Annotated in this window: 22 protein-coding genes; 3 read left to right on the forward strand and 19 right to left on the reverse strand. The window is 64.4% G+C overall.

Annotated elements, in window-relative coordinates:
• Positions 1-71: 71 nt before the first annotated feature.
• The 14 genes from ABDJ38_RS03015 to ABDJ38_RS03080 form a co-directional block, all read right to left on the reverse strand.
• Complete coding sequence (locus tag ABDJ38_RS03015; protein ID WP_346783594.1) at positions 72-425, reverse strand: PilZ domain-containing protein; 354 nt, start codon at positions 423-425, stop codon at positions 72-74.
• Between the two features lie 98 nt (positions 426-523).
• Complete coding sequence (locus ABDJ38_RS03020; protein ID WP_346783595.1) at positions 524-1,255, reverse strand: SDR family NAD(P)-dependent oxidoreductase; 732 nt, start codon at positions 1,253-1,255, stop codon at positions 524-526.
• Complete coding sequence (purF, locus tag ABDJ38_RS03025; RefSeq protein WP_346783596.1) at positions 1,255-2,727, reverse strand: amidophosphoribosyltransferase; 1,473 nt, start codon at positions 2,725-2,727, stop codon at positions 1,255-1,257. The genes ABDJ38_RS03020 and purF overlap by 1 nt, the downstream gene beginning before the upstream one ends.
• A gap of 97 nt (positions 2,728-2,824) precedes the next feature.
• Complete coding sequence (locus ABDJ38_RS03030; protein ID WP_346783597.1) at positions 2,825-2,959, reverse strand: DUF2474 domain-containing protein; 135 nt, start codon at positions 2,957-2,959, stop codon at positions 2,825-2,827.
• Positions 2,959-3,966: a cytochrome d ubiquinol oxidase subunit II gene (cydB, locus tag ABDJ38_RS03035; RefSeq protein WP_346783598.1), complete on the reverse strand. Its 1,008-nt coding sequence runs from the start codon at positions 3,964-3,966 to the stop codon at positions 2,959-2,961. The genes ABDJ38_RS03030 and cydB overlap by 1 nt, the downstream gene beginning before the upstream one ends.
• Positions 3,956-5,410: a cytochrome ubiquinol oxidase subunit I gene (locus ABDJ38_RS03040; protein WP_346783599.1), complete on the reverse strand. Its 1,455-nt coding sequence runs from the start codon at positions 5,408-5,410 to the stop codon at positions 3,956-3,958. The genes cydB and ABDJ38_RS03040 overlap by 11 nt, the downstream gene beginning before the upstream one ends.
• Before the next feature lie 74 nt (positions 5,411-5,484).
• A complete protein-coding gene (locus ABDJ38_RS03045) occupies positions 5,485-5,655 on the reverse strand; it encodes a helix-turn-helix domain-containing protein (RefSeq protein WP_346783600.1) in 171 nt (56 codons plus the stop codon).
• Positions 5,655-7,490, reverse strand: coding sequence for a SulP family inorganic anion transporter (locus tag ABDJ38_RS03050; RefSeq protein WP_346783601.1), 1,836 nt, complete (start codon positions 7,488-7,490; stop codon positions 5,655-5,657). The genes ABDJ38_RS03045 and ABDJ38_RS03050 overlap by 1 nt, the downstream gene beginning before the upstream one ends.
• 31 nt (positions 7,491-7,521) lie before the next feature.
• On the reverse strand, positions 7,522-8,742 hold the full coding sequence (locus tag ABDJ38_RS03055) for an NAD(P)/FAD-dependent oxidoreductase (protein ID WP_346783602.1): 1,221 nt from the start codon (positions 8,740-8,742) through the stop codon (positions 7,522-7,524).
• A gap of 32 nt (positions 8,743-8,774) precedes the next feature.
• The gene (locus ABDJ38_RS03060) at positions 8,775-9,188 is read right to left on the reverse strand and encodes a protein tyrosine phosphatase family protein (RefSeq protein ID WP_346783603.1); all 414 of its coding nucleotides are present in this window, start codon (positions 9,186-9,188) and stop codon (positions 8,775-8,777) included.
• Complete coding sequence (locus ABDJ38_RS03065; RefSeq protein ID WP_346783604.1) at positions 9,188-9,619, reverse strand: DUF6691 family protein; 432 nt, start codon at positions 9,617-9,619, stop codon at positions 9,188-9,190. The genes ABDJ38_RS03060 and ABDJ38_RS03065 overlap by 1 nt, the downstream gene beginning before the upstream one ends.
• The gene (locus ABDJ38_RS03070) at positions 9,604-9,807 is read right to left on the reverse strand and encodes a YgaP family membrane protein (RefSeq protein ID WP_346783605.1); all 204 of its coding nucleotides are present in this window, start codon (positions 9,805-9,807) and stop codon (positions 9,604-9,606) included. Before ABDJ38_RS03070 ends, ABDJ38_RS03065 begins: the two co-directional genes overlap by 16 nt.
• A 13-nt stretch (positions 9,808-9,820) precedes the next feature.
• On the reverse strand, positions 9,821-10,255 hold the full coding sequence (locus ABDJ38_RS03075) for a YeeE/YedE family protein (protein WP_346783914.1): 435 nt from the start codon (positions 10,253-10,255) through the stop codon (positions 9,821-9,823).
• Positions 10,252-11,184, reverse strand: a complete 933-nt coding sequence (locus ABDJ38_RS03080) for an MBL fold metallo-hydrolase (protein WP_346783606.1) — start codon at positions 11,182-11,184, stop codon at positions 10,252-10,254. The genes ABDJ38_RS03075 and ABDJ38_RS03080 overlap by 4 nt, the downstream gene beginning before the upstream one ends.
• 78 nt (positions 11,185-11,262) lie before the next feature.
• On the opposite strand from ABDJ38_RS03080, the gene ABDJ38_RS03085 reads away from it, so the two are divergent.
• Positions 11,263-11,904: a peroxiredoxin gene (locus ABDJ38_RS03085; protein ID WP_346783607.1), complete on the forward strand. Its 642-nt coding sequence runs from the start codon at positions 11,263-11,265 to the stop codon at positions 11,902-11,904.
• On the forward strand, positions 11,901-12,245 hold the full coding sequence (locus ABDJ38_RS03090; RefSeq protein WP_346783608.1) for an ArsR/SmtB family transcription factor: 345 nt from the start codon (positions 11,901-11,903) through the stop codon (positions 12,243-12,245). The genes ABDJ38_RS03085 and ABDJ38_RS03090 overlap by 4 nt, the downstream gene beginning before the upstream one ends.
• Positions 12,246-12,350: 105 nt before the next feature.
• On the opposite strand, the gene ABDJ38_RS03095 is transcribed toward ABDJ38_RS03090, so the two are convergent.
• The 3 genes from ABDJ38_RS03095 to ABDJ38_RS03105 are packed head-to-tail and all read right to left on the reverse strand — an operon-like array spanning position 12,351 to position 18,118.
• A complete protein-coding gene (locus tag ABDJ38_RS03095) occupies positions 12,351-13,775 on the reverse strand; it encodes an efflux transporter outer membrane subunit (protein WP_346783609.1) in 1,425 nt (474 codons plus the stop codon).
• Positions 13,772-16,957, reverse strand: a complete 3,186-nt coding sequence (locus tag ABDJ38_RS03100; RefSeq protein ID WP_346783610.1) for a multidrug efflux RND transporter permease subunit — start codon at positions 16,955-16,957, stop codon at positions 13,772-13,774. Before ABDJ38_RS03100 ends, ABDJ38_RS03095 begins: the two co-directional genes overlap by 4 nt.
• A 3-nt stretch (positions 16,958-16,960) precedes the next feature.
• Entirely contained in the window at positions 16,961-18,118 is a 1,158-nt protein-coding gene (locus tag ABDJ38_RS03105; protein ID WP_346783611.1) for an efflux RND transporter periplasmic adaptor subunit, read from the reverse strand.
• Between the two features lie 99 nt (positions 18,119-18,217).
• Here ABDJ38_RS03105 and ABDJ38_RS03110 point away from each other — a divergent pair, with 99 nt between their 5' ends.
• Positions 18,218-18,844 carry a TetR/AcrR family transcriptional regulator gene (locus tag ABDJ38_RS03110; RefSeq protein WP_346783612.1) on the forward strand — a complete coding sequence of 209 codons (627 nt, stop codon included), beginning with the start codon at positions 18,218-18,220 and terminating at the stop codon, positions 18,842-18,844.
• 20 nt (positions 18,845-18,864) lie between these two features.
• Here the strand turns inward: ABDJ38_RS03110 and ABDJ38_RS03115 are convergent, their stop codons facing one another.
• Together ABDJ38_RS03115 and ABDJ38_RS03120 are read right to left on the reverse strand one after the other, a co-directional pair.
• Entirely contained in the window at positions 18,865-20,241 is a 1,377-nt protein-coding gene (locus ABDJ38_RS03115) for a sensor histidine kinase (protein ID WP_346783613.1), read from the reverse strand.
• Positions 20,238-20,894 carry a response regulator gene (locus ABDJ38_RS03120; protein WP_346783614.1) on the reverse strand — a complete coding sequence of 219 codons (657 nt, stop codon included), beginning with the start codon at positions 20,892-20,894 and terminating at the stop codon, positions 20,238-20,240. Before ABDJ38_RS03120 ends, ABDJ38_RS03115 begins: the two co-directional genes overlap by 4 nt.
• Positions 20,895-20,976 lie beyond the last annotated feature (82 nt).

Below are 20,976 nucleotides of genomic sequence, written 5' to 3' on the forward strand. Positions count from 1 at the left end.
CCAGGGGTCGCTAAACGAAGGAGTCAATGGCCCACCATCGCGGCGGTGGCGGCAGGTCGGGAGAGGACGACCTAGAAGTCGCGGGGCGCTCGCTCGCCGCGATAGCGCTCCAGGATCGTGTCATGCACGATAGTCGAAAGCAGGTTAACGAAAGCACACCCGACCAGTCGGTCTTCCCACCAGACCACTTCTGCCTGTTGCGATTCGAGGTCGGGCAGGGTGAGCCAGCATGACTGACCGGGATGCATGCGGGTCACCGCAGTGGCCGAGAAGCCCGACAACGACAGGTCGTTCACCACGGTCTGGAAGGCACGCATACCCGGCACGCGCAGTCGGGCAGGGATCATGAAGCGGGTTCGCGGCGCGCAACGATCTTCCTGCGCGGCGAATTCGTAATCATCGTGGTGGGTGAACTGCGGGCTCATGGGTGGGTCCGATGATGGTGACGGCTTGGTTTCGACCCTTTAGGCCAACCATCTTTCAGCATCCCGGAGCGCGGTTACCCTGAGGTTTGCAAAGGCAGTTAACCCTCTGTTGACGCTCGTACCCGGTGCAAATTGGGGAAGTCATCCTGCAACATGTCTGCGATGAAGGCGCCGACGGCTTCGGGCGGTTTGACCGACTCGGGATCTTCGCCAGGATAGGCGCGGGCCCGCATCGCCGTGCGCGTGGCACCCGGATCGAGCAGCGCCACCCGCGTTTCGGAGATACGGGCGATTTCCTGCCCATGGCACATAAGCAGGTTGTCGAAGGCCGCCTTGGTTGCACCATAGGCCCCCCAAAAAGCGCGCGGCTCGTCCCCTACAGAGCTGGTCACACCGATGATCCGGCCTGTTTCGCTCCGCTTGAGTAGGGGATCGAAGGCGGAAAGCAGGGCTTGCGTCGCCAGCACATTAAGAGTCAGCGCCTGGTTGAACTGCTTGCGGTCGATCTGCGTTACCGGGGTGAGCGTGGGAAGCGTGGCCGCGTTGATCACGAGCACGTCGAGCTTGTCCCACCGCTGCGCCACGGCTTCGGCGAGACGGGCAATCGAGTCGCTTTCGGTGAGGTCCAGCGGCGCGATGGTGGCGGCGCCGCCGGCGGAATGGATCGCGTCTTCCACCGCCTCAAGATCAGTCACCTTGCGTCCGGTGATCACCACATGCGCACCTTCGGCGGCGAGTGCCTTGGCCGTGGCCGCGCCGATCCCGCGCGAGGAGCCGGTGACGAGCGCGATCTTGCCTTCGAGCGAGCGGGGAGCGTTGCTGTCTGCCATCAGGCGACCTTTCCAACGGGGAGCGTCAGTTGTGCAGATTCACCGTTGCGGGCTTCCAGATCGGTGAGCCCGGTGGGATATTCTCCGGTGAAGCAGGCGTCGCAATATTGCGGGCAGGCCTTGTCTCGGCCCGCCAGGCCCACCGCGCGGTAGAGCCCGTCAATCGAGACGAAGGCGAGGCTGTCGGCCTGGATGTGCTTGCACATGGCCTCGATATCCATTCGACCCGCCAGCAGCTTCGAGCGTTCGGGGGTGTCGACGCCGTAATAGCAGCCATAGCCGGTGGGTGGGCTGGCCACGCGAAAGTGCACTTCCTTCGCGCCCGCATCACGCATCATCTGCACGATCTTGAGGCTGGTGGTGCCGCGTACGATCGAATCGTCGATCAGCACGATGGACTTGCCTTCCACGAGCGCGCGGTTGGCGTTGTGCTTGCGCTTCACGCTGGCATGGCGCGCGCCGTCCGAAGGCTGGATGAAGGTGCGCCCGACATAGTGCGAGCGGATGATGCCCAGCTCGAACGGAATGCCCGACTGGTGCGAGAAACCGATGGCCGCTGGCACGCCGCTATCGGGCACGGGCACGACGATGTCAGCCTCGCACGGGGATTCCTTGGCCAGCTCCATCCCGATGTTGCGGCGGCTCTCGTAAACCGAGCGCTCGTTGAACACCGAATCGGGGCGGCTGAAATAGACGTGCTCGAAGATGCAGGGCCGGGCCGGGTTGTTGCCGAAGGGACGGTGCGAGCGGACCGTGCCATCGTGATCGACCTCGATCAGCTCGCCCGGCTCGACCTGACGCACGAACTCGGCACCGACCACGTCAAGCGCGACCGTTTCGCTGGCGAAGACCGTGGCATCACCCAGCTTGCCCATCACCAGCGGACGAATGCCGAGCGGATCGCGGCAGGCGGCCATGCCGCGCGGGGTCATCACGATCAGCGCATAGGCGCCCTCGACCATGCGCAGCGCATCGACCAGCTTATCAAGCATGGTGTGATAGCGGCTGGTGGCGACGAGGTGGATGATCACCTCGGTATCGGAAGTCGACTGGAAGATCGCGCCGTTCTTGACGAGGTCTTTCTTGAGCCGCATCGCGTTGGAAATATTGCCGTTGTGCGCCACGGCAAAGCCGCCGCTGGCAAGGTCGGCATAGAGCGGCTGCACATTGCGCAGGCCCGATCCGCCGGTGGTGGAATAGCGCACGTGGCCCGCGGCCATATGGCCGGGCAGTTCAGCCAGCGATTCCTCGGTCGAGAAGTTCTCGGCGACGTGGCCGAGGCCGCGCCTGGTGTAGAAATCCTGGCCGTCGAAGGCGCTGATGCCAACAGCCTCCTGGCCGCGATGTTGCAGGGCGTGAAGGCCGAGCGCGGTGGCGGCGGCGGCATCGGCAGCGCCGATTACGCCAAACACGCCGCATTCTTCGCGCAATTTGTCGCCGTCCGCGTCGTAGAAAGGATGCGTCGTGATCATGGGGTCCGTGGGGGTAGCTGCGGGCGCCCTCCCAATGGCGATGTTACGGGCGGATTACAAGGGCGGAGCGAGGGTTTTGCTGCAAGAGCGAAAGGTCCTAGGGCGCAATCCATAGTCGCAGGCCATAGGCGACCGCCCCCAGCACCGCCACGCTGCCCGCCCAGATCGCCGCCAGCCACACGATTCGGCGCCACAAGGGCGTGCGGTCGGCCGGGATTTCCTCGGGCTTCATCAATGATAGCCTTCGTCGCCGACCTTGCCGCGGAACACCCAGTAGGCCCAGCCGGTGTAGGCGATGATCAGCGGCATGGTGATGGCGACGCCCACCAGCATGAAGACCTGACTGCGCTCGGGCGCGGCGGCGTCCCAGATGGTGATTCCCGGCGGCACTACGTTCGGCCAGATCGTGAAGCCGAGCCCTGCCATGCCGAAGAAGAACAGCGCAATCGACAGCCAGAACGGCTTGGAGTTGCGTGCTGTAAATATGGCATGCAGCAATGAGAGCGAGACGATCGCCGTCAGGATCGGCACTGGCGCGGCATAGTAGATTTCCGGCGCGGTGAGCCACTTGGCGGCATAGGTTTCGTTCAGGACGACGTTGTAGAGGCTCACTCCGGCCATCAGCAACAAGGTAGCCGCGCCCGCGGCGATGGCCAGCTTGCGGGCATGGGCCTGTGCGGGGCCATCGAGCTTCCAGATCAGCCAGGTGCTGCCGAGCAGGGCATAGCCTGCCACAGTGCCGAGCCCGGTGAGCAGGGTGTATGGCGTGAGCCAGTCGAACCAGCTCCCGGCATAGGCACGGTCAACCACCTCGATGCCCTGCAGGATTGCGCCCAGGATCATGCCCTGGCTCATCGCGGCGACCAGCGAGCCGCCGGTGAAGGCAATGTCCCAGAACGCCCGGTGCCCCGGATCGCGCCAGCGATACTCGAAGGCCACCCCGCGAAACACAAGGCCGAGCAGCATGGCGATTATCAGCGGATAGGTCGCGGGCAGGATTACCGCATAGGCCAGCGGGAAGGCTGCGAACAATCCGCCACCACCCAACACAAGCCATGTCTCGTTGCCATCCCATACTGGCGCGATCGAGTTCATCGCGCGGTCGCGCTCGCGCCCCGGTTTGAAGGTGGGGAAGAGCACGCCGATGCCGAGGTCGAATCCGTCCATCACGACATAGGCGAAAATGCCGAAGGCGATGATGAAGGCCCAGACGGTGGTGAGGTCGATATTAACGGCCATCGGTCGCCTCCTCATGATCTTCGGGCAGGACAGTGGGATCGCCGGGGTTCTGCGATGGTCCCGGTGTGATGCCAGCCGTTCTCACCGGCCCCTTCGCGGTGCTCTTCACACCCTTTTCGCCCGTATGTGGCGCTTTCTGCATCAGCTTGAGGATATACCACACGCCAAATCCGAACACGGCGAAGTACACGATGATGAAGGCCAGCAGGCTGGCCGCAAGCGCAGGTGCGTCAAGCGGGCTGGCCGATTGCGCGGTGCGCAGCAGGCCATAGACCGTGTAGGGCTGGCGGCCGACCTCGGTGGTGATCCACCCGGCGATCACCGCCACGAAGCCGGTCGGCCCCATCACGATGGCGGCGCGGTGCAGCAGCGGCCATTCGTATAGCGTGCCACGCCAGCGGGCGAACAGGCTCCAGAAGCCGAGCAGCATCATGCCCACACCAATCGCGACCATGATGCGGAAGGCCCAGAACACCACGAACACCGGCGGCTGTTCGTCATCGGGAATGGTATCCAGCCCGGCCAGCGGCGCGTTTGGATCGTGCTTGAGGATCACGCTCGACAGCTTCGGGATACCCACCGCATAGTCGAGCGTCTGCGTCTCGTCGTTGGGAATGCCGAACAGGTAGAACGGCGCGCCCTCGGGGTGGCTTTCATAGTGCCCCTCCATCGCCATCACCTTCTGCGGCTGGTGTTCGAGCGTGTTGAGCCCGTGCATGTCGCCCGCGAAGATCTGCACCGGTGCCACCAGCGCGGCCATCCACATCGCCATCGAGAACATTTTTCGCGCGTGCTGGTTGGTCTTGTCCTTGAGCAAGTGCCAGGCACCTACGCCGCCGACCACGAAGGCGGTGGTAAGATAGGCCGCGATCACCGTGTGCACGAGGCGATAGGGAAAGCTCGGGTTGAAGATGATGTCGATCCAGCTCTCACCCGGCAGGAACTGGCCGTTCGCGCCCATTTCAAAGCCCGTGGGCGTCTGCATCCACGAGTTCACCGAGAGAATCCAGAACGCCGAGACGAAAGTGCCCCCGGCGACCATAAGCGTGGCGAGGAAGTGCAGCTTCTTGCCCACTTTGTTCATGCCGAACAGCATCACCCCGAGGAAGCCCGCCTCGAGGAAGAAGGCCGTCAGCACCTCGTAGGCCATCAGTGGGCCGATCACCGGCCCTGCCTTGTCGGAGAAGACCGACCAGTTGGTGCCGAACTGGTAGGACATCACGATGCCCGAGACGACGCCCATGGCAAAGGCGATGGCGAAGATCTTCAGCCAGTACTTGAACAGGTCCAGATAGACCTGCTTGCCAGTCTTCAGCCATAGCCCTTCGAGCACCGCGAGATAGCTCGCCAGCCCAATCGAGAAGGCGGGGAAGATGAAGTGGAAGCTGACCGTGAAGGCAAACTGGATGCGCGCGAGCAGCAGCGCGTCGGAGGCTTCGAACATGTGGCTCACCTTATGTGAGTGAGAGCTGGGGGCGGCCTAGGCCTTTCCTCCCAGCGAGACAATGGAGCATTCGATTAAGCTAATTGATTATTTGAGTTACGCGTGATCGGTTGAGCCTTTCGCCAGCGGTAGAAGGTCTTTTCCGAAACGCCCATTTCTCGGCAGCTCGCACAGACGCCGCCGCCTGCGGTGATCAGCCGTTCGATGGCGCGGCAGCGTTCGTCCTTGTCAGGGATGGCGGCCATCAGATCATTCCGCGCGCCCAGTCGGCGCTATGAACGGGCGCGCTGCCGTCATCTTCGAGCAACTCGGCAAAGGCGCGGGCCTGGCTGAGATAGACCTTGCCGCCCAGCTCATCGAGGAAATGGGTGCGCTGGAGCCGGTCCATCACCGGGCCTTTCACTTCCGACAGGTGCAGGCGGATGTCGCCATCGGCGAGCCGGTGGTTGATCGCTTCGAGGCTTTCGAGGCCCGAGGCGTCGATCTCGTTTACCGCGCTGGCCATCAGGATCACATGGCGCAGGGCAGGGCGCTCGGCCACGCGTTCGAGCACATATTCCTCCAGCCAGCGGGCGTTGAGATAGGTCAGGCTTTCGTCGATGCGGATCGACAGCACATGCGGCGCGGTGAAGACCTTGTGCCGCTCGACATTGCGGAAGTGCTCGGTTTCGGGAACGCGCCCGACCACGGCGGCATGCGGGCGGCTGGCGCGCCATAGGAACAGCAGCAGGCCGACCGCGACGCCCGAGATCACCCCCAGTTCGACGCCCGCGAGCAGGGTGATGCCGATGGTGGCGACATGGGCGGAAAAGTCGCTCTTCGAATACCGCCAGAGCTGGCCCGGCGTCTTGAGATCGACCAGGCTGAGCACGGCGACGATGATCGTCGCGGCCAGCGTGGCGATGGGCAGGTTGAACAGCAACGGGGTGAGAAACAGCGAGGCCAGCGCAATGCCCACGGCGGTGTAGGCCCCCGCCGCGGGGGTCTGCGCGCCGGCATCGAAGTTCACCACGGAGCGGGCGAAGCCGCCCGTCACCGGATAGCCACCGCTCAGCGCCGAGGCGATGTTCGAGGCGCCGAGGCCGATCAGCTCCTGATCGGGTTCGATGCGCTGGCGGCGCTTGGCCGCCAGCGTCTGCGCGACCGAGACGCTTTCAACAAAACCGATGATCGAGATCAGCAGCGCGGGCACCCACAGCTTGCCAAGCAAGGTGGCGTCGGTGGAGGGCAGCGAGAATGGCGGCAGGCCCTGCGGGACTGCGCCAACGATCTTCACGCCCGCACTCTCGCCGAGGTCCAAGCTCATCACCACCAGGATCGTAATCGCCACGGCCACTACCGGTCCGGCCTTGGCGATAACATCGGCCAGCCGCGGCTTGAGCCCGAACGAAAGCAGCAACGGCTTGGCACCCTTCCTCACCCAGAACAGGAACAGTGTGACCGGCAGGCCGATGGCGACTGTTATCCAGTTGATGCTACCGACCTGCGAAGCCAGCGCGCCGAGCATTTCGGGCCAATTGTCGCCCCCGGCTTTCACGCCGAGCACGTGTTTCAGCTGGCTGGTGGCGATCAGTACGCCGGAGGCTGTGATGAAGCCCGAAATGACCGGGTGCGACAGCAGATTGGCGAGGAACCCCAGCCTTAGGAACCCGAGCACGGCCAGCATCACGCCTGACAAGGCGGCTAGTGTGATTGCGGCCTCAAGATACTCGGGCGTGCCCTGGGCGGCGATGGCCCCGGCAGCCGAAGCGGTCATCAAACTGACCACCGCCACCGGCCCCACCGCGAGCGTGCGGCTGGTGCCGAACAGGGCATAGGCGATCAGCGGCATGATTGAGGCATAGAGCCCGACCACCGGCGGCAGGCCCGCCAGCAGCGCATAGGCCAGGCTCTGCGGGATCAGCATGATGGTGACGATCACGGCCGCGACAAGATCGTCGCTTAGCGTCTGCGAATTGTAGCTGCGTCCCCATTGCAGGATCGGCAGGAAGCGGGTCAGCGCGGACGGAGCGCTGGCCCGCCCGCCTTCGGGCGCGGCTGCTTCAGGGGTGTCAGCGGCACTGTGCGACCCTTGGGACATTGCGTAACTCTCTTCTCGTCCGGGCTTTGTATCAGGCGCGCGGGGCGGGCTTTACGAGCCATTCGTGGCCCTTGAGCATCCCGTTCCAGTAGATCCACGGCAGCGCCTCGGACTTGAGCAGCCACGAGAGCCGCGCCGGTTTCGTGCCGTCGATCAGCCAGGTGGGGAAGCTGGGCAGCAGCTTGCCGCCATAGCCGAACTCGGCGAGCACGATCTTGCCCCGCTCCACCGTGAGCGGGCACGAGCCATAGCCATCGTAGTCGCTCACCGGCTCCTTGCCGTCGAGCACGGCAAGCAGGTTCACTGCCACGATCGGCGCCTGCTTGCGCGCGGCAGCAGCAGTCTTGGCGTTGGGCATCGAGCCCGCATCGCCAAGGCCCCAGACGTTCTCGTAACGGTTGTGACGCAGGGTGAACTGATCGACATCGACAAAGCCGTTCTCGGCTGCCAGCGGGCTCTGCGCGACGAAATCGGGCGCGACCTGCGGGGGCACGACGTGGAGCATGTCGAACTCGCGGGTGAGCTCGCCCCCGGCGGTGGCGAAGGTGGCCTTCCGCGCGGGGCCGTCCACCGCGATCAGGTTCGAGCCGAGCTTGAGCTGGATGTCATAGCGCTCGACATAGTCCATCAGCGCCGGGACATAGGCCTCAACCCCGAACAGCACCGCGCCGGCATTGCGGAACTCGACCTCGATATCGCCAAGCACGCCTTCATCGAGCCACTGGTCGCAGGAGAGATACATGGCCTTCTGCGGCGCGCCGGCGCATTTGATAGGCATAGGCGGCTGGCTGAAGATTGCTCGACCAGACTTGAGGTTGCGTACCAGATCCCACGTATAAGGTGCGAGTTCGTAACGGTAATTGGAGGTCACCCCGTTCTTGCCGAGCGTCTCGGAAAGCCCTGCTATCTTCTCCCACGCAAGGCGAATGCCGGGGCAAACGACCAGCTGGCGATAGGCGAGGGTGGTACCATCCGCGAGCGTCACCTGGTTGTATTCGGGCTGGAAGCTGGTGGCCGCCTGCTGCACCCAAGTCACGCCCTTGGGAATGACGCCCGCCATGTCGCGCCGGGTAACGGCAACGTCGAAAACGCCGCCACCGACCATGGTCCAGCCGGGCTGGTAGTAGTGGTCGGTGGAGGGTTCGACGATGGCAATGTCGAGCCCGCGCCGCTTGAGCAGCGATGACGCCGTGGAGATCCCGGCGGAACCGCCGCCAACGATTACGACATCATGGATATGGGGCGAGGGCATGGGGCGGCTCCTGGTGGTTTCTGGCGGCGCGCTCAGTCTTCGAGCTGCGCGGCGAGGGGGGATAAGTCGTAGCCTGCACTGGCGGCGTTGCTGATCCGCTCGGCCACCGGCAGGCCATCGGGATTGGCGAGTGTCTCCAGCGTCACGCAGCGCGTTCCCGAGCGGCAGTAAGCGAGCACTTTGCCCGGGGTGCCTCTGCGCACGGCAGCATAGGCCTCGACGGCGGGGCGGGTGAACTGTCCGCTCGCAATCGGAATGTGGTGAAAGGCAAGGCCCGCCGCCTCGGCTGCGGCGCGCATGGTGGCGACGTCGGGCTGGCCGGGCTCCTCGCCATCAGGGCGGTTGCAGATCACGGCAACGAAGCCTTGCGCGGCAAGATCGGCCATATCTTCGGGCTGGATCTGCGGGGCGACGGCGATGTTATCGGAGACGGGGCGAATATCCATTATGCGTCCTTTTCGAACAGGCGAACCAGAACCATGCCGACAAGCATGGTCGCCACGAACACTGCCGCAGAAACGGGTTCGATTACCAGTGCAGCGATGCCGGGGCCTGGGCAAAGACCAGCCAGTCCCCATCCCACACCGAACAGCCCGGCGCCGATCACAAGGCGCGGGGTGATGTCGCGCACGCCGGGCAACGTGAACATATCGGTGAACAGCGGATGGATCATGCGTGGCTGGATCAGCCAGGCGACGGCCATCACCAGCACCGCACCGCCCATCACGAAGGCGAGCGTCGGGTCCCAGTCGCCGAACAGGTCGAGGAACCCGCGCACGCGGGCCGGGTCGGTCATGCCGCCCAGCGCGAGCCCCGCACCGAACAGCACGCCCGAAACCAGCGCCACGAGCGCTTCGGAGGTTACTTTTTGCCGCACGTGTTCATCCCTAGGGGAACGTAAAGCGGGCAGAACGAGACGAGGCTCGTCACCACGAATACGGCGGCTATCACATAGGCGCCAATGGCGAGGCCGCCGGTGATCGTCCCGCTCGCTGCGAGGCCTACGAGCACCACGGCGACGATAAGGCGCAAGGTCTTGTCGAGCGATCCCATGTTCTTCGGCATTGTAACCTCCTTGTCAGATCAGGGCGTTGACGATCGCCACCGTGGCGATCCCCGTGGCCATGAAAGTAAGTGTCGCCACCATCGAGCGGGGCGACAGGCGCGAAAGCCCGCAGACGCCATGCCCGCTGGTGCAGCCCGAGCCGAGCCGGGTGCCCACGCCGACCACGAGGCCGGCGACAGCGATCCACGGCAACGACATGAAGCTCGGCTCCAGCGGGCCGCTCATCGCCATCACCACCAGCGCGCCCAGCGGCAGGCCGATCACGAAAGCCCAGGCGGCCATGCGTGGCAGCGAACTGCCGGCAACGCCGGTGGCGCGGGCGAAAATGCCCGAGACACCGGCGATCCTCCCCGACCCCAGCAGCATAACCGCGGCCGCGAGCCCGATCAGAACGCCGCCAGCGAGGCCAGCAAGCGGCTCGGCATGAGGGAAACCGGGCAGCATCAGACGGCGTTCAGCGGAATCTTGAGGTAGGTCACCCCGTTGTCTTCCGCAGGCGGCATGTGTCCGGCGCGCATGTTCACCTGCACCGAGGGCAGGATCAGGCGCGGCATGTCGAGCGTGGCGTCGCGCGCTTCGCGCATCTCCACAAACTCATCTTCGCTCACGCCGTCATGGGCATGAATATTGCCTTCGCGTTCGGCCCCTACGGTGGTTTCCCAGACGTAATGGCTGCGGTTCTTCGGCAGATAGTCGTGACACATGAACAGGCGCGTCGCCTCTGGCAGCTCGAGAATGCGACGCAAGCTGCGGAACAGCTGGCGCGCATCGCCGCCGGGGAAGTCCGCCCGTGCAGTGCCGTAGTCGGGCATGAACATGGTGTCGCCCACGAAGGCCGCATCGCCCACCACATAGGCGATGCAGGCAGGAGTGTGGCCGGGCACGTGCATCACGGTGACGGGCAGCTTGCCGATCTTGAAGGTCTCGCCGTCGGCAAACAGGCGATCGAAGTCCGACCCGTCGCGCTGGAATTCGCTGCCCGCATTGAACAGCTTGCCGAACACGCCCTGCACGGTGACGATATGTTCGCCGATGGCGACGGTCCCGCCAAGCTGCTCCTTGAGGTAGGGCGCGGCTGAAAGGTGATCGGCATGGGCATGCGTTTCGAGCAACCAGGTGACGGTGAGATCGTGCTCTTTCACGAAGGCAATCAGCCTGTCGGCCGACTCGCACTTGGTCCGACCGGAGGCGGGATCGTAGTCGAGCACCGAGTCGACAATGGCCGCCTCGCGCGTTTCCGCATCCCACACGACATGGCTGACGGTGTTGGTCGGATCGTCGAAAAAGCTTGCGATTTCCGGGCGCGGGACTTCGCCCGCGAGCACTGCCTCGACCTGGCTGGTGGCGGTGCCAAGTGCCTTGTCTGCATTTTCCATGACCAACTCCTCGCTTAGTCAGATACACTTATTATGTATATGTATTGCTTTCTTGGTGTCAAGTGCTAGAGAGAAGGCATGAACGACAATATCAATTTGCCGGCTCCGTGCTCCGGCCTGCGCATTGGCGACCTGGCCCCCGATTTTACCGCACGCAGCACGGCTGGGCCCGTGCGCCTTGCCGATTTCCGCCAGAACTGGCTGATCCTGTTCTCGCACCCTGCGGATTTCACTCCGGTCTGTACCACAGAGTTCGTCGCGCTGGCGCGCGCGGCGGATGATTTTGCGAAGCGTGATTGTGCGTTGATGGCCTTGTCGGTCGACAGCCTGTTTTCGCACTTTGCGTGGCTGCGGATGATTCGCGACCGGACCGGCGTGGAGGTGCGCTTCCCGATTATCGAAGATCCGACGATGGTGATCGCCCGCGCCTACGGCATGGTCGGCACCGACGATGCTGACAGCGGCACGGTGCGCACCACCTTCTTCATCGACCCGGCGGGCACGATCCGCGCGATGACCTGCTATCCGGCCAATGTCGGCCGCTCGATCCCAGAGATGCTGCGCACGCTCGATGCCTTGCAGGCGACGGGCGAAAAGCAGCTTGCTCCGGCTGATTGGCAGCCTGGCGATGCCTTGCTCAACCCGGCCAGCGTGTCGCTCGACGACGTCTTCGCCGCCGAAGAGCCGACCGACTGGTTCCTGAAGGGAGGCGCGCAATGACCGAGGAGGAGCTTCCGGTCGAGGAGCTGAAGGCGCTGGCCCATCCGGTCCGGCTTAGGATCCTGAAGATCCTTTGTGAGGGCGAACGCAATGTTGGCGAGATCGAGGAGATCGGCGGCATTGGCCAGCCTAGCCTTTCGCAGCAACTGGCGATCCTGCGGCAGGCCGGACTCGTCAACACCCGGCGCGAGGGGAAGATGGTGTTCTATGGCGTGGAGCGCGCAGCCTTCCGGCAGATTCTGGAATGCCTGACCAACATTTGCGCCAGGGACGAGGAGGCCCCCCCCGCGCGTACGCCTACACCGTCACCCGGCGCTGCGAACTTCGCGCGGCTTGCTTAAGCCTAACTCTACCCGTCTCGAAGGACTTGCGCAGGTGGTTCGAGGCGGCCCCTCGGTCTGCGACCTCGGTCCCTCCTCACCACGAGCGGGGGTGTTCTCTGGCCCTCAGTCTTCGGACGGGCCGCTCAACATCCCGCCGCCCAACGCAATATACAAGTTGGCCGCGTTCTGATCGGCCGCGCGCTCGGTCGAGAGCAGCGTCTGACGAGCGGCGAACAGGCTGCGCTCGGCGTCGAGCACTTCGAGATACTCGGCCACACCCTCGCGATACCGCAGCCGCGCGATATGGGCGATCTCCTCGAGCGCGGCGATGTTGCGCTGCTGCGCAGCGATCTGCTCGGCGATCCAGCGGCGGCCGGCCAGCGCGTCGGCCACCTCCTGGAACGCGGTCTGCACCGCCTTGTCGTAGTTCGCGACCTCTTCGACTTCGAGCGCCTGCGCATAATCAAGGTTGGCTTGGCGTCCGCCGTTGTCGAAGATCGGCAAGCTGATGCTCGGGCCGAACGACCAGCCGAAGCCCGAGGAATCGAACAGATCGGAAAGATCGGTCGAGGCATAGCCCGCATTTCCGGTAAGGCTGATCGACGGGAAGAAGGCAGCCCGCGCTGCGCCGATGTTCGCTCGCGCGGCGCGCAGTTCCTGTTCGGCCTGCACGATATCGGGGCGCGCCAGCAAGAGTTCCGACGGCAGGCCGGCGGCAAGCCGCGCCGTGTTGGTCTGCTCGGTCAGTTCGCGTCCTTCGGGCAAGTCGCCGGGAATGCGCCCGCCCACCAGCACGCGCAATCGGTTGCGCAGAGTGGCGGCGCTCTGCTGCTCGCTGGCGAGTTGCTGTACGGCAGTTGTCAGCAGCGAGCGCGCCTGCTCGCTAGGCAGGCCGGATTCGACGCCTGCTTCAAGCCGCAGCTGCTCGATCCGCAGCGCATCACGGCGGCTTTCGGCGGTCGCTTCGGCCAGCGCAATCTGCTGGTCAGTCTCGGCGATCTCGAAATAGGTGTTGGCGATATTGCCGATTAGCGAGAGATAGAACGCGCGCTGTGCGGCTTCGGTCGCCAGATAGCGCGCCCGCGCGGCTTCGCTGAGGTTCGCCACACGGCCCCAGAAGTCCAGCTCGAAAGCGGGCACGGCCACGCCGAGCTGATAACTGGTCGAATCGGCGGCGGTCCTTCCGCCCTGTGCGTCGGGCACCTGAGAGCGGCTTCTGGTAACCGCGCCGTTGGCATTAAGGTTGGGCAGACGCTCGGCATCCTGGATGCGATACTGCGCACGGGCCTGGTCTATCCGTGCAGTGGCGGCGATTAGATCGCGGTTGTTGGCAAGGCCAGCCGCGATCAATGTCTGCAGGCGTGGGTCGACGAAGTAGTCCTGCCAGGCGAGTGTGCTTGCGACCTGCGTGCCGTCGGGCCGCAGGTCCGCTTCCCACGCGGTGTCGCTCGCACTGGCAAGATCGGGGCGCGCATGCTCGGGCGCGAGGTTCACGCAGCCTGTAAGCGCGGTGCCCAGAAGGGCGAGGGCGGTCAGACGGCGCGTCATGCCGGGGTGTCCTCCGTAAGGGTGGGCGCGCCCGCCACCGCGGGCTTGTGGCGGCTGAGGTGCTTGCGCACCAGCAGGTAAAGCACCGGGATCAGGAAAATGCCGATGGCGGTTGCCGCGATCATGCCGCCCATCACGCCGCTGCCAACCGCCGCCCGGCTGGCAGCGCCAGCGCCCGAGGCGATTACCAGCGGCACCATGCCGGCAACGAAGGCCAGCGAGGTCATCAGGATCGGACGCAAGCGCAGCCTTGCGGCTTCCTCCACCGCTTCCAAGATGGACTTGCCCTGCGCCTCCCGCTCGATGGCGAATTCGACGATAAGGATGGCGTTCTTCGCGGCAAGGCCGATGATCGTGATCAGGCCGACGTTGAAATAGACGTCTGCCGAAAAGCCGCGCAGCATCGAGAAGATAACCGATCCCAGCACGCCTGCGGGAATGATCAGCAGCACGGCAAAGGGCACGGCCCAGCTTTCGTAAAGCGCAGCCAGCAGCAGGAACACCACCAGCAGCGACAGACCCAGCAGGATACCGACCTGGCCCGCGCTTTCCTTTTCCTCGAAGCTCAGCCCGGTCCATTCATAGCTCATGCTAGCCGGAAGCGCCTTCGCGAGTTTCTCCATCTCTGCAAGTGCCGCGCCTGACGAGTAGCCCGGTGCAGCCTGGCCCGAAATCGTCATCGCGGGATAGCCGTTGTAGCGGGCAAGGCTTGGCGGCCCGGCGCTCCACTTCACTTGCGCAAAGCTGCTGAACGGAACCAGTCCGCCATTGGCGTTGGGCACGCGCAGAGAGAGGATATCTTCGGGCGTCATGCGATAGTCGGCATCGGCCTGCACGATCACGCGCTGGATGCGGCCATCGCGAGGGAAGTCGTTGACGTAGTAAGAGCCGAAGTTGACCGCCAGCGCCGAGTTGACCGCGTTGATCGACAATCCCTGCGCGCGTGCCTGCACGCGATCGACGCTCACTTCGAGCTGTGGATTGTCGGCCTGTTCCTCGGGCCGGACGCCGGTAACCACATCGCTCTGCATCGCTGCGCCGAGCAGCTGGTTGCGCGCCGCCTCAAGCTGGTCGCGGCCAAGCCCGGCGCGGTCCTCGATCTTCATCGTGAAACCGCTGGCATTGCCGAGCGCCTGAATCGCCGGGCGCTGGATTACGAAAACCGTGGCGTCGGAGATGCCGGCAAAGTGCTGCATCGCCCGTCCGGCCAGAGCCGAAGCGCTATTCTCGGGTGCGGTGCGTTCCGACCAGTCCTTCAGTCGGACGAACATCATGGCGTTGTTCTGCCCGTTGCCGAAGAAGCTGAACCCCTTGGCGGTGATGACAGTCGCGATTTCGGGCTGCTCGTCCCAGTAAGCCTGCAGCTCGTTGAGCACCTCCTGCGTGCGGGCGGCAGTTGCCCCGGGCGGAGTCTGCACCACGGTCACGACGTCGCCCTGGTCTTCCTGCGGCAGGAAGGCGGTGGGCAGGCGCAGGTAGAGGAAGGCGGTTACCGCGCAGATCAGCACGAAGGCCATCAGCGCGCGGAACGGCCTCGACAAAATCTTGTCGTTGGTGCGGCCATAGCGGCCCGTCATGCGGGTGAACCAGCGGTTGAAACCGCCGAATAAGCCATCGACCCTGGCCTTGAGCTTGCCCCAGCGCGTCGTCGGCGCTTCCGCTTCGGCGCCATCCTTGTCGTGGACCGGCTTGAGGAAGGTCGCACACAGCGCCGGCGTCAGCGTGAGCGCAAGCACGGCGGAGAAGAAGATCGACGAGGCGAGCGTTACCGAGAACTGGCGGTAAATCCCGCCCACCGAGCCGCCGAAGAATGCCATCGGCACGAACACCGCGATCAGCACCAGAGTGATACCGATGATCGCGCCGGTGATTTCCTTCATCGCCTTTTGTGTGGCCTGCAAGGGCGGCAGGCCCTCTTCGGACATGATCCGTTCGACGTTCTCGATCACCACGATGGCGTCGTCGACCAGGATGCCGATGGCGAGCACCATGCCGAACAGCGTCAGCACGTTGATCGTAAAGCCGAAGAACCACAGGCCAAGGCAGGCGCCCGCCAGCGCAATCGGCACAACCAGCGCGGGAATGATGGTCGCGCGCCAGTTCTGCAGGAACAGGAACATCACCAGGAACACCAGCACCATCGCCTCGACGAGCGTGACGATCACTTCTTCCACAGACAGTTCGATGAAGGGCGTGGTGTCGTAAGGGATCGTCGCCTCGACATCGTCGGGCAGGGTTTCTTCCAGCTCCTTCACCCGCTGCTTGACCGCTGCGGCAGTGTCGAGCGCATTGGCGCCGGTGGCGAGTTGGACAGCCAGGCCTGCCGCCGGTGCTCCGCTCAGCGCGAAGTCGCTGGCGTAGGTCTGGGCGCCCAGCTCCACGCGCGCGACATCTGCAAGCCGCACGGTGTTGCCGCCGCTCTCCGTCCGCAGGATGATCTGCTCGAACTCTTCCACCGTTGACAGGCGGTCGTCGGTCACGATCGAGGCGGTGATCTGCTGGCCATCGGTGAGCGGCTGGTCGCCGATGGCACCGGCACCGACCTGCGCGTTCTGCTCCTGAATGGCGGCCGTCACGTCACTCGGAGCGAGGCCGTACGACGCGAGCTTCTGCGGGTCGAGCCAGATGCGCATGGCATAGGACGAGCCGAACTGCGTGATGTCGCCCACACCGGGCACGCGGCGCAGTTCGTCGACGATGTAACTCGAAGCAAGGTTACCCAGTTCGAGCGAGCCTGTCTCGCCGCTCTTCGAACTGAGCGCGACCACGAGCATGAAGCTGTTGCTGGCCTGCCGCACGCTCACGCCGATCTGGCGGACCTGTGCGGGCAGCCGCGATTCGACGCTGCTCAGGCGGTTCTGCACCTGCGTCTGGGCGATATCGATATCGGTGCCGGGGGCGAAGGTGACATTGATGCTGGACGACCCATTCGAGGAGCTGGTGGCCGACATATATTGCAGGCCCTCGATCCCGTTGATCTCCTGTTCGAGGATCTGGGTGACGTTCTGCTCGACTGTGGCCGCATCGGCGCCGGTATATACTGCGCTGACCGTCAGCGACGGCGGGGCGATATCTGGATATTGCTCGATAGCGAGCGAGCGCAGCGCGAGAATGCCCGACAGCAGGATGCCGATTGCAAGCACCCAAGAGAAGATGGGGCGCCTGATGAAGAAATCAGCCATGGATCAGTTCGCCTGTACCGCGGCGGGGGCAGCCGTGCCGGATGCAGGCGCCGGTGTGGAGGATGCGACCGATACCGGCATGCCGGCGCGCAACTTCTGGATGTTGTTGGTGATGACCCGGTCGCCCTCTTGCAGGCCGCTCTCGACGATCCAATTGCCATCGAACATCGCGCCAAGCTTGATCTGGCGCACCTGGGCCATGCCTTCCTCGTCGATCACGAACACGGTGCCGCCGGTCTCGGTCATGGTCACAGCCACCTGCGGCACGGCAATGCCGTCGGCATAGCGGCCAGCTTCGACGCGCACGCGCACGAACTGGCCGGGCAACAGGATGCCCTCGGGATTGGCGAAGCGAGCGCGCAATTCGACCGTGCCGGTAGCTTCGTTGACCGACTGGTCTAGGAAGTCGATTGTGCCGGGGATGGGATAGTCCGACCCGTCGGACATGGTAAGTGTTACCGGAACGCGGCCACCCTCGGCCAGCACCAGCGAGCCGTCGGCCAGCGAACGGCGGACCGAGAGCACGTCCTGCGCCGAATTCGAGAACACGACATAGACCTGGTCGATCTGTTCGATGGTGGTCAGCAAGGTGGCTTCGGTCGCGCTCACGAGTGCGCCCTCTGTCACTTGCGCGCGACCCGCGCGGCCCGAGATCGGCGCGCGCACCGTGGTGTAGCCAAGCTGGAGCGAGGCCGCCTGCACCTGGGCGCGAATCTGCGCCACGTCGGCATCGGCGGCACGCGAGGTGGCCACGGCTGCATCGAATTCCTGTCGGCTGATGGCATTCTCTTCTACCAGCGGGCGATAGCGCTCGACCACCGCGCGGGCATTGGCGGCCGTCGCCTGCGCGCGTTGCAGGCTGGCCTGCGTCTGGGCGAGGCTGGCGCGAAGTTCGCGCGGATCGATCCGGAACAACGGCTGGCCTTCGCGCACGTAGCTGCCATCCTCGAGGAGCTGCTGCTCGAGAATGCCGGTGACGCGGGCGCGTACCTCGGATTTGCGAACGGCCGTTACCCGGCCCGGCAGCTCAATCACATTGGGGATCGCCTGACCGTCAATCGTGACCGTCTCTACCGGAAGCGGCTGCGGCGCAGGCTGTTCCGCTTCTCCGCCGCAAGCGGAGAGGAGAAGCAAGGGGATGACGATTTTCAAGGCACGCATGAAGAAATCCATTTTGTTGTGCGGCGCAAAATTGTGTATTGGCTCTTACACATTCAAGAGGCGCATGATAGACTTTTTTATCATTAAGGAGGTTTTGGGTTGGATCGCACCGAGGATTTGCAGGACCAGCGATTGCAGGCGCGCCGCGAGGCGATGCTCGATGCCGCCGAGTATCTGTTTGGCGAGCAGGGGTTTGACGATACCACGCTGAATGCCATTGTAGCGCGCTCCGGCGGCTCACTGGCGACGCTTTACAAGTTGTTCGAGACCAAGGAGGGCCTGCTTGCGCAGGTGCTGCACCGGCGTCCCGATCAGGCGCGCGCGGATATCGCCGAAGTGCGTGCGCTGGGCCTGCCGCCGGCGCAAATGCTGCGCGAGATGCTGATGCGGCTAAGGGCGAAGGCTCTGAGCAATGAGAATATCCGGCTGGTGCGCGCGATGGTGGCGCAGTCGATCCGTGACGAGACGTTCTCGCAGCAGTTCCGCGGCGAGCATCTGGAGCGCGCGATTGCCGAAATGTCCGAGATATTCGCCGATCTGCAGGCCAAAGGTCAGATCGCCCCCGACGATCCTGAGGTACTGGCTCGGATGTTCTTCTCCATGATCTCGTTCGACATCTACACTGCGGTGGCCCGGTTCGAGATGTTTCACAAACGTACGAGGGAGCAGGTTGAAGCCGAATTCTCCTTGTTCCTGCGCACCATCGGACTGGAAGTTCCGGCCTGACCGCGGTTGGAATTATCCGCTCAGCCCGCCGGATGTGCGCTTTTTTCGGCTGCGGGCAGTTCGGCGCGGACTATCAGGCCTTGCGGGCCGGACTTCAGAACCAGCTCGGCGCCGATATCGTTGCAGATGTCGCGCGCCATGGCGAGGCCGAGGCCTGATCCCGGCGTGCTGCGGTCGAACCGGGTGCCAATCTCGCAGGCCGTGGCGATCTGTTCGTCCGACATGCCCGGTCCGTCATCACTGATCTCGATCACGACCTCATTTTCGTCGGTCAGGCGAATATCCAGCCGCACCGTCTCGCGTGCCCATTTGCCCGCATTGTCGAGCAGGATCGATAGCAGCTCCGCAAGATTGACGGGGTCGGCGGCCACCACGATCGGCGATTCAGGTGCCGCTAGCTCGAACGTCATCCCGGGGTGAAGACGCCGCATCGCATTGACAACCGGAACCGCAACCTCCGGCAGCATTGCCCGACTGCCCGGTCCGCGTGCTCCGGCGGCGGAGCGCACGCGGGCCAACTGGTAGTCGATCTGCTGGCGCATCTTTTCCAGCTGATCGAGCAGCACCCGGCCCGAAGGCGCCGATTGCGAATCCTGCATGAACCGCTCGGCCTCATCGGTGAGGATCGCCAGCGGGGTGCGCAACGAGTGGGCGAGGTTGCCCGCCTGCACGCGCGAGCGCGCCACGATTTCGCTGTTCTGCCGAATGTATTCATTGAGGTCCGTGACGAGCGGGGCGATCTCGGACGGATAGCGGCCCTCCAGCCGGTCGGCCTGGGCGCTCCGCAGCCTCGCAATCGCCTGCCCCAGACGGTTGAGCGGGCTGAGGCCGAAACTGATGATAGCCAGCCCCGTCGCCAGCAGCAGCGCGGCGAGCACCGCCAGCCAGACTGCCAGCTCGCCGGTGAACGAGGCGATGTCTTCATCCAGTTCGCTCTGATCGGTCGCGATGACGATATGCATGCGTTCCCCCGCCGGCCCATGTTCGAGCAGGCCGTAGGTGATAGCGGGCCCGGTAGGCCCCGCTTCCACGGCGTGGGCAATGCCGGGTGAGTGCGCGACACTCTCGTCGAGCTGCCCGCGTGTCATGCTGTCCGAGCGCAGCGTCGGCTGTCCTGGAACGCTGACCTGCCAGTAGAAACCCGAGAGGGGCACTTCATAGCGCGGGTCCGACAGCGGCCGCATGAGCTGCGGGTGGCCCTCCGCGTCGAGTTCGGCAAGGCGCGCCAGCTCGCGGACATGGACCTCGAGCTCTTCGTGGTACATCTCTTCGATATGTTTCTCGAACACGCGGTTGGCGGTGAACCAGATGCCCGCCACGCCCAGCACCACCCACAGCATCACCGCGAGCAGGAAGCGCAGCCGCAAGCTGCCGGTGGAGATCTGCGGCACGCTCATTTCTCGAACCTGTAACCCATACCGCGAATGGTGCTGATCCGGTCACGCCCGATCTTGCGCCGTAAACGGCCGACCAGCACCTCGACCGTGTTCAGCTCGCGCTCGGCTTCCAGATCGTAAAGGTCTTCGAGGATGTCACCTTGCGGCAGGACTTGCCCGGCGCGGCGCAGGAACAGGTGCAAGAGGCCGAATTCCTTGCGGCTGAGCGCGATCGGCGCGCCGTTATCCTCCACTGTACGCCCGACCGGATCGAGCCGCAGGCCGTTCACCTCCAACGTGGAATCGCGCTTGCCCAAATGGCGGCGTGAAAGAGCGTGGAGTCTCGCCTGCAATTCCTCGAAGCGCACCGGCTTGACCACGAAGTCGTCGGCGCCCGCGTTCAGCCCCTCGACCTTGTCCTGCCAGCTTCCGCGTGCGGTAAGGATCAGGATCGGGCAGGCGATGCGCTCGCCGCGCCAGGCCTTGAGCAGCTCGATGCCATCGCCGTCGGGCAGGCCGAGATCGAGAATGATCGCAGCCATATTATCGAGATCGGGCCAGTGTCGCGCTTCGGCAGCGGTGGTGGCGAGATCGACGGCGTAGTCGGCAGCGCGCAGCCGGTCGCCGAGCCTGCGGCCCAGTTCCGGATCGTCCTCCACCAGCAATACGCGCATCCGTTGTCTCCTGCATCGACCTCGGGGCAAATGCGCGATCAAGCTGACAAGAAGCTGCCAGTCTGACAAGTTGTTGTCAGCT

The sequence above is a fragment of the Aurantiacibacter flavus genome (genome assembly GCF_039710615.1).
Taxonomy (GTDB): Bacteria; Pseudomonadota; Alphaproteobacteria; order Sphingomonadales; family Sphingomonadaceae; genus Alteraurantiacibacter; species Alteraurantiacibacter flavus.

Coding starts and splice junctions, on each gene's coding strand:
- ABDJ38_RS03055 (WP_346783602.1), bottom strand. CDS start 8,742: ATGCCCTCGCCCCATATCCATGATGTCGTAATCGTTGGCGGCGGTTCC.
- ABDJ38_RS03040 (WP_346783599.1), bottom strand. CDS start 5,410: ATGTTCGAAGCCTCCGACGCGCTGCTGCTCGCGCGCATCCAGTTTGCC.
- ABDJ38_RS03030 (WP_346783597.1), bottom strand. CDS start 2,959: ATGAAGCCCGAGGAAATCCCGGCCGACCGCACGCCCTTGTGGCGCCGA.
- ABDJ38_RS03095 (WP_346783609.1), bottom strand. CDS start 13,775: ATGACGCGCCGTCTGACCGCCCTCGCCCTTCTGGGCACCGCGCTTACA.
- ABDJ38_RS03100 (WP_346783610.1), bottom strand. CDS start 16,957: ATGGCTGATTTCTTCATCAGGCGCCCCATCTTCTCTTGGGTGCTTGCA.
- ABDJ38_RS03020 (WP_346783595.1), bottom strand. CDS start 1,255: ATGGCAGACAGCAACGCTCCCCGCTCGCTCGAAGGCAAGATCGCGCTC.
- ABDJ38_RS03105 (WP_346783611.1), bottom strand. CDS start 18,118: ATGCGTGCCTTGAAAATCGTCATCCCCTTGCTTCTCCTCTCCGCTTGC.
- ABDJ38_RS03080 (WP_346783606.1), bottom strand. CDS start 11,184: ATGGAAAATGCAGACAAGGCACTTGGCACCGCCACCAGCCAGGTCGAG.
- ABDJ38_RS03070 (WP_346783605.1), bottom strand. CDS start 9,807: ATGCCGAAGAACATGGGATCGCTCGACAAGACCTTGCGCCTTATCGTC.
- ABDJ38_RS03015 (WP_346783594.1), bottom strand. CDS start 425: ATGAGCCCGCAGTTCACCCACCACGATGATTACGAATTCGCCGCGCAG.
- ABDJ38_RS03115 (WP_346783613.1), bottom strand. CDS start 20,241: ATGAGCGTGCCGCAGATCTCCACCGGCAGCTTGCGGCTGCGCTTCCTG.
- ABDJ38_RS03050 (WP_346783601.1), bottom strand. CDS start 7,490: ATGTCCCAAGGGTCGCACAGTGCCGCTGACACCCCTGAAGCAGCCGCG.
- ABDJ38_RS03060 (WP_346783603.1), bottom strand. CDS start 9,188: ATGGATATTCGCCCCGTCTCCGATAACATCGCCGTCGCCCCGCAGATC.
- ABDJ38_RS03085 (WP_346783607.1), top strand. CDS start 11,263: ATGAACGACAATATCAATTTGCCGGCTCCGTGCTCCGGCCTGCGCATT.
- ABDJ38_RS03045 (WP_346783600.1), bottom strand. CDS start 5,655: ATGGCCGCCATCCCTGACAAGGACGAACGCTGCCGCGCCATCGAACGG.
- purF (WP_346783596.1), bottom strand. CDS start 2,727: ATGATCACGACGCATCCTTTCTACGACGCGGACGGCGACAAATTGCGC.
- cydB (WP_346783598.1), bottom strand. CDS start 3,966: ATGGCCGTTAATATCGACCTCACCACCGTCTGGGCCTTCATCATCGCC.
- ABDJ38_RS03090 (WP_346783608.1), top strand. CDS start 11,901: ATGACCGAGGAGGAGCTTCCGGTCGAGGAGCTGAAGGCGCTGGCCCAT.
- ABDJ38_RS03120 (WP_346783614.1), bottom strand. CDS start 20,894: ATGCGCGTATTGCTGGTGGAGGACGATCCGGAACTGGGCCGCAGGCTC.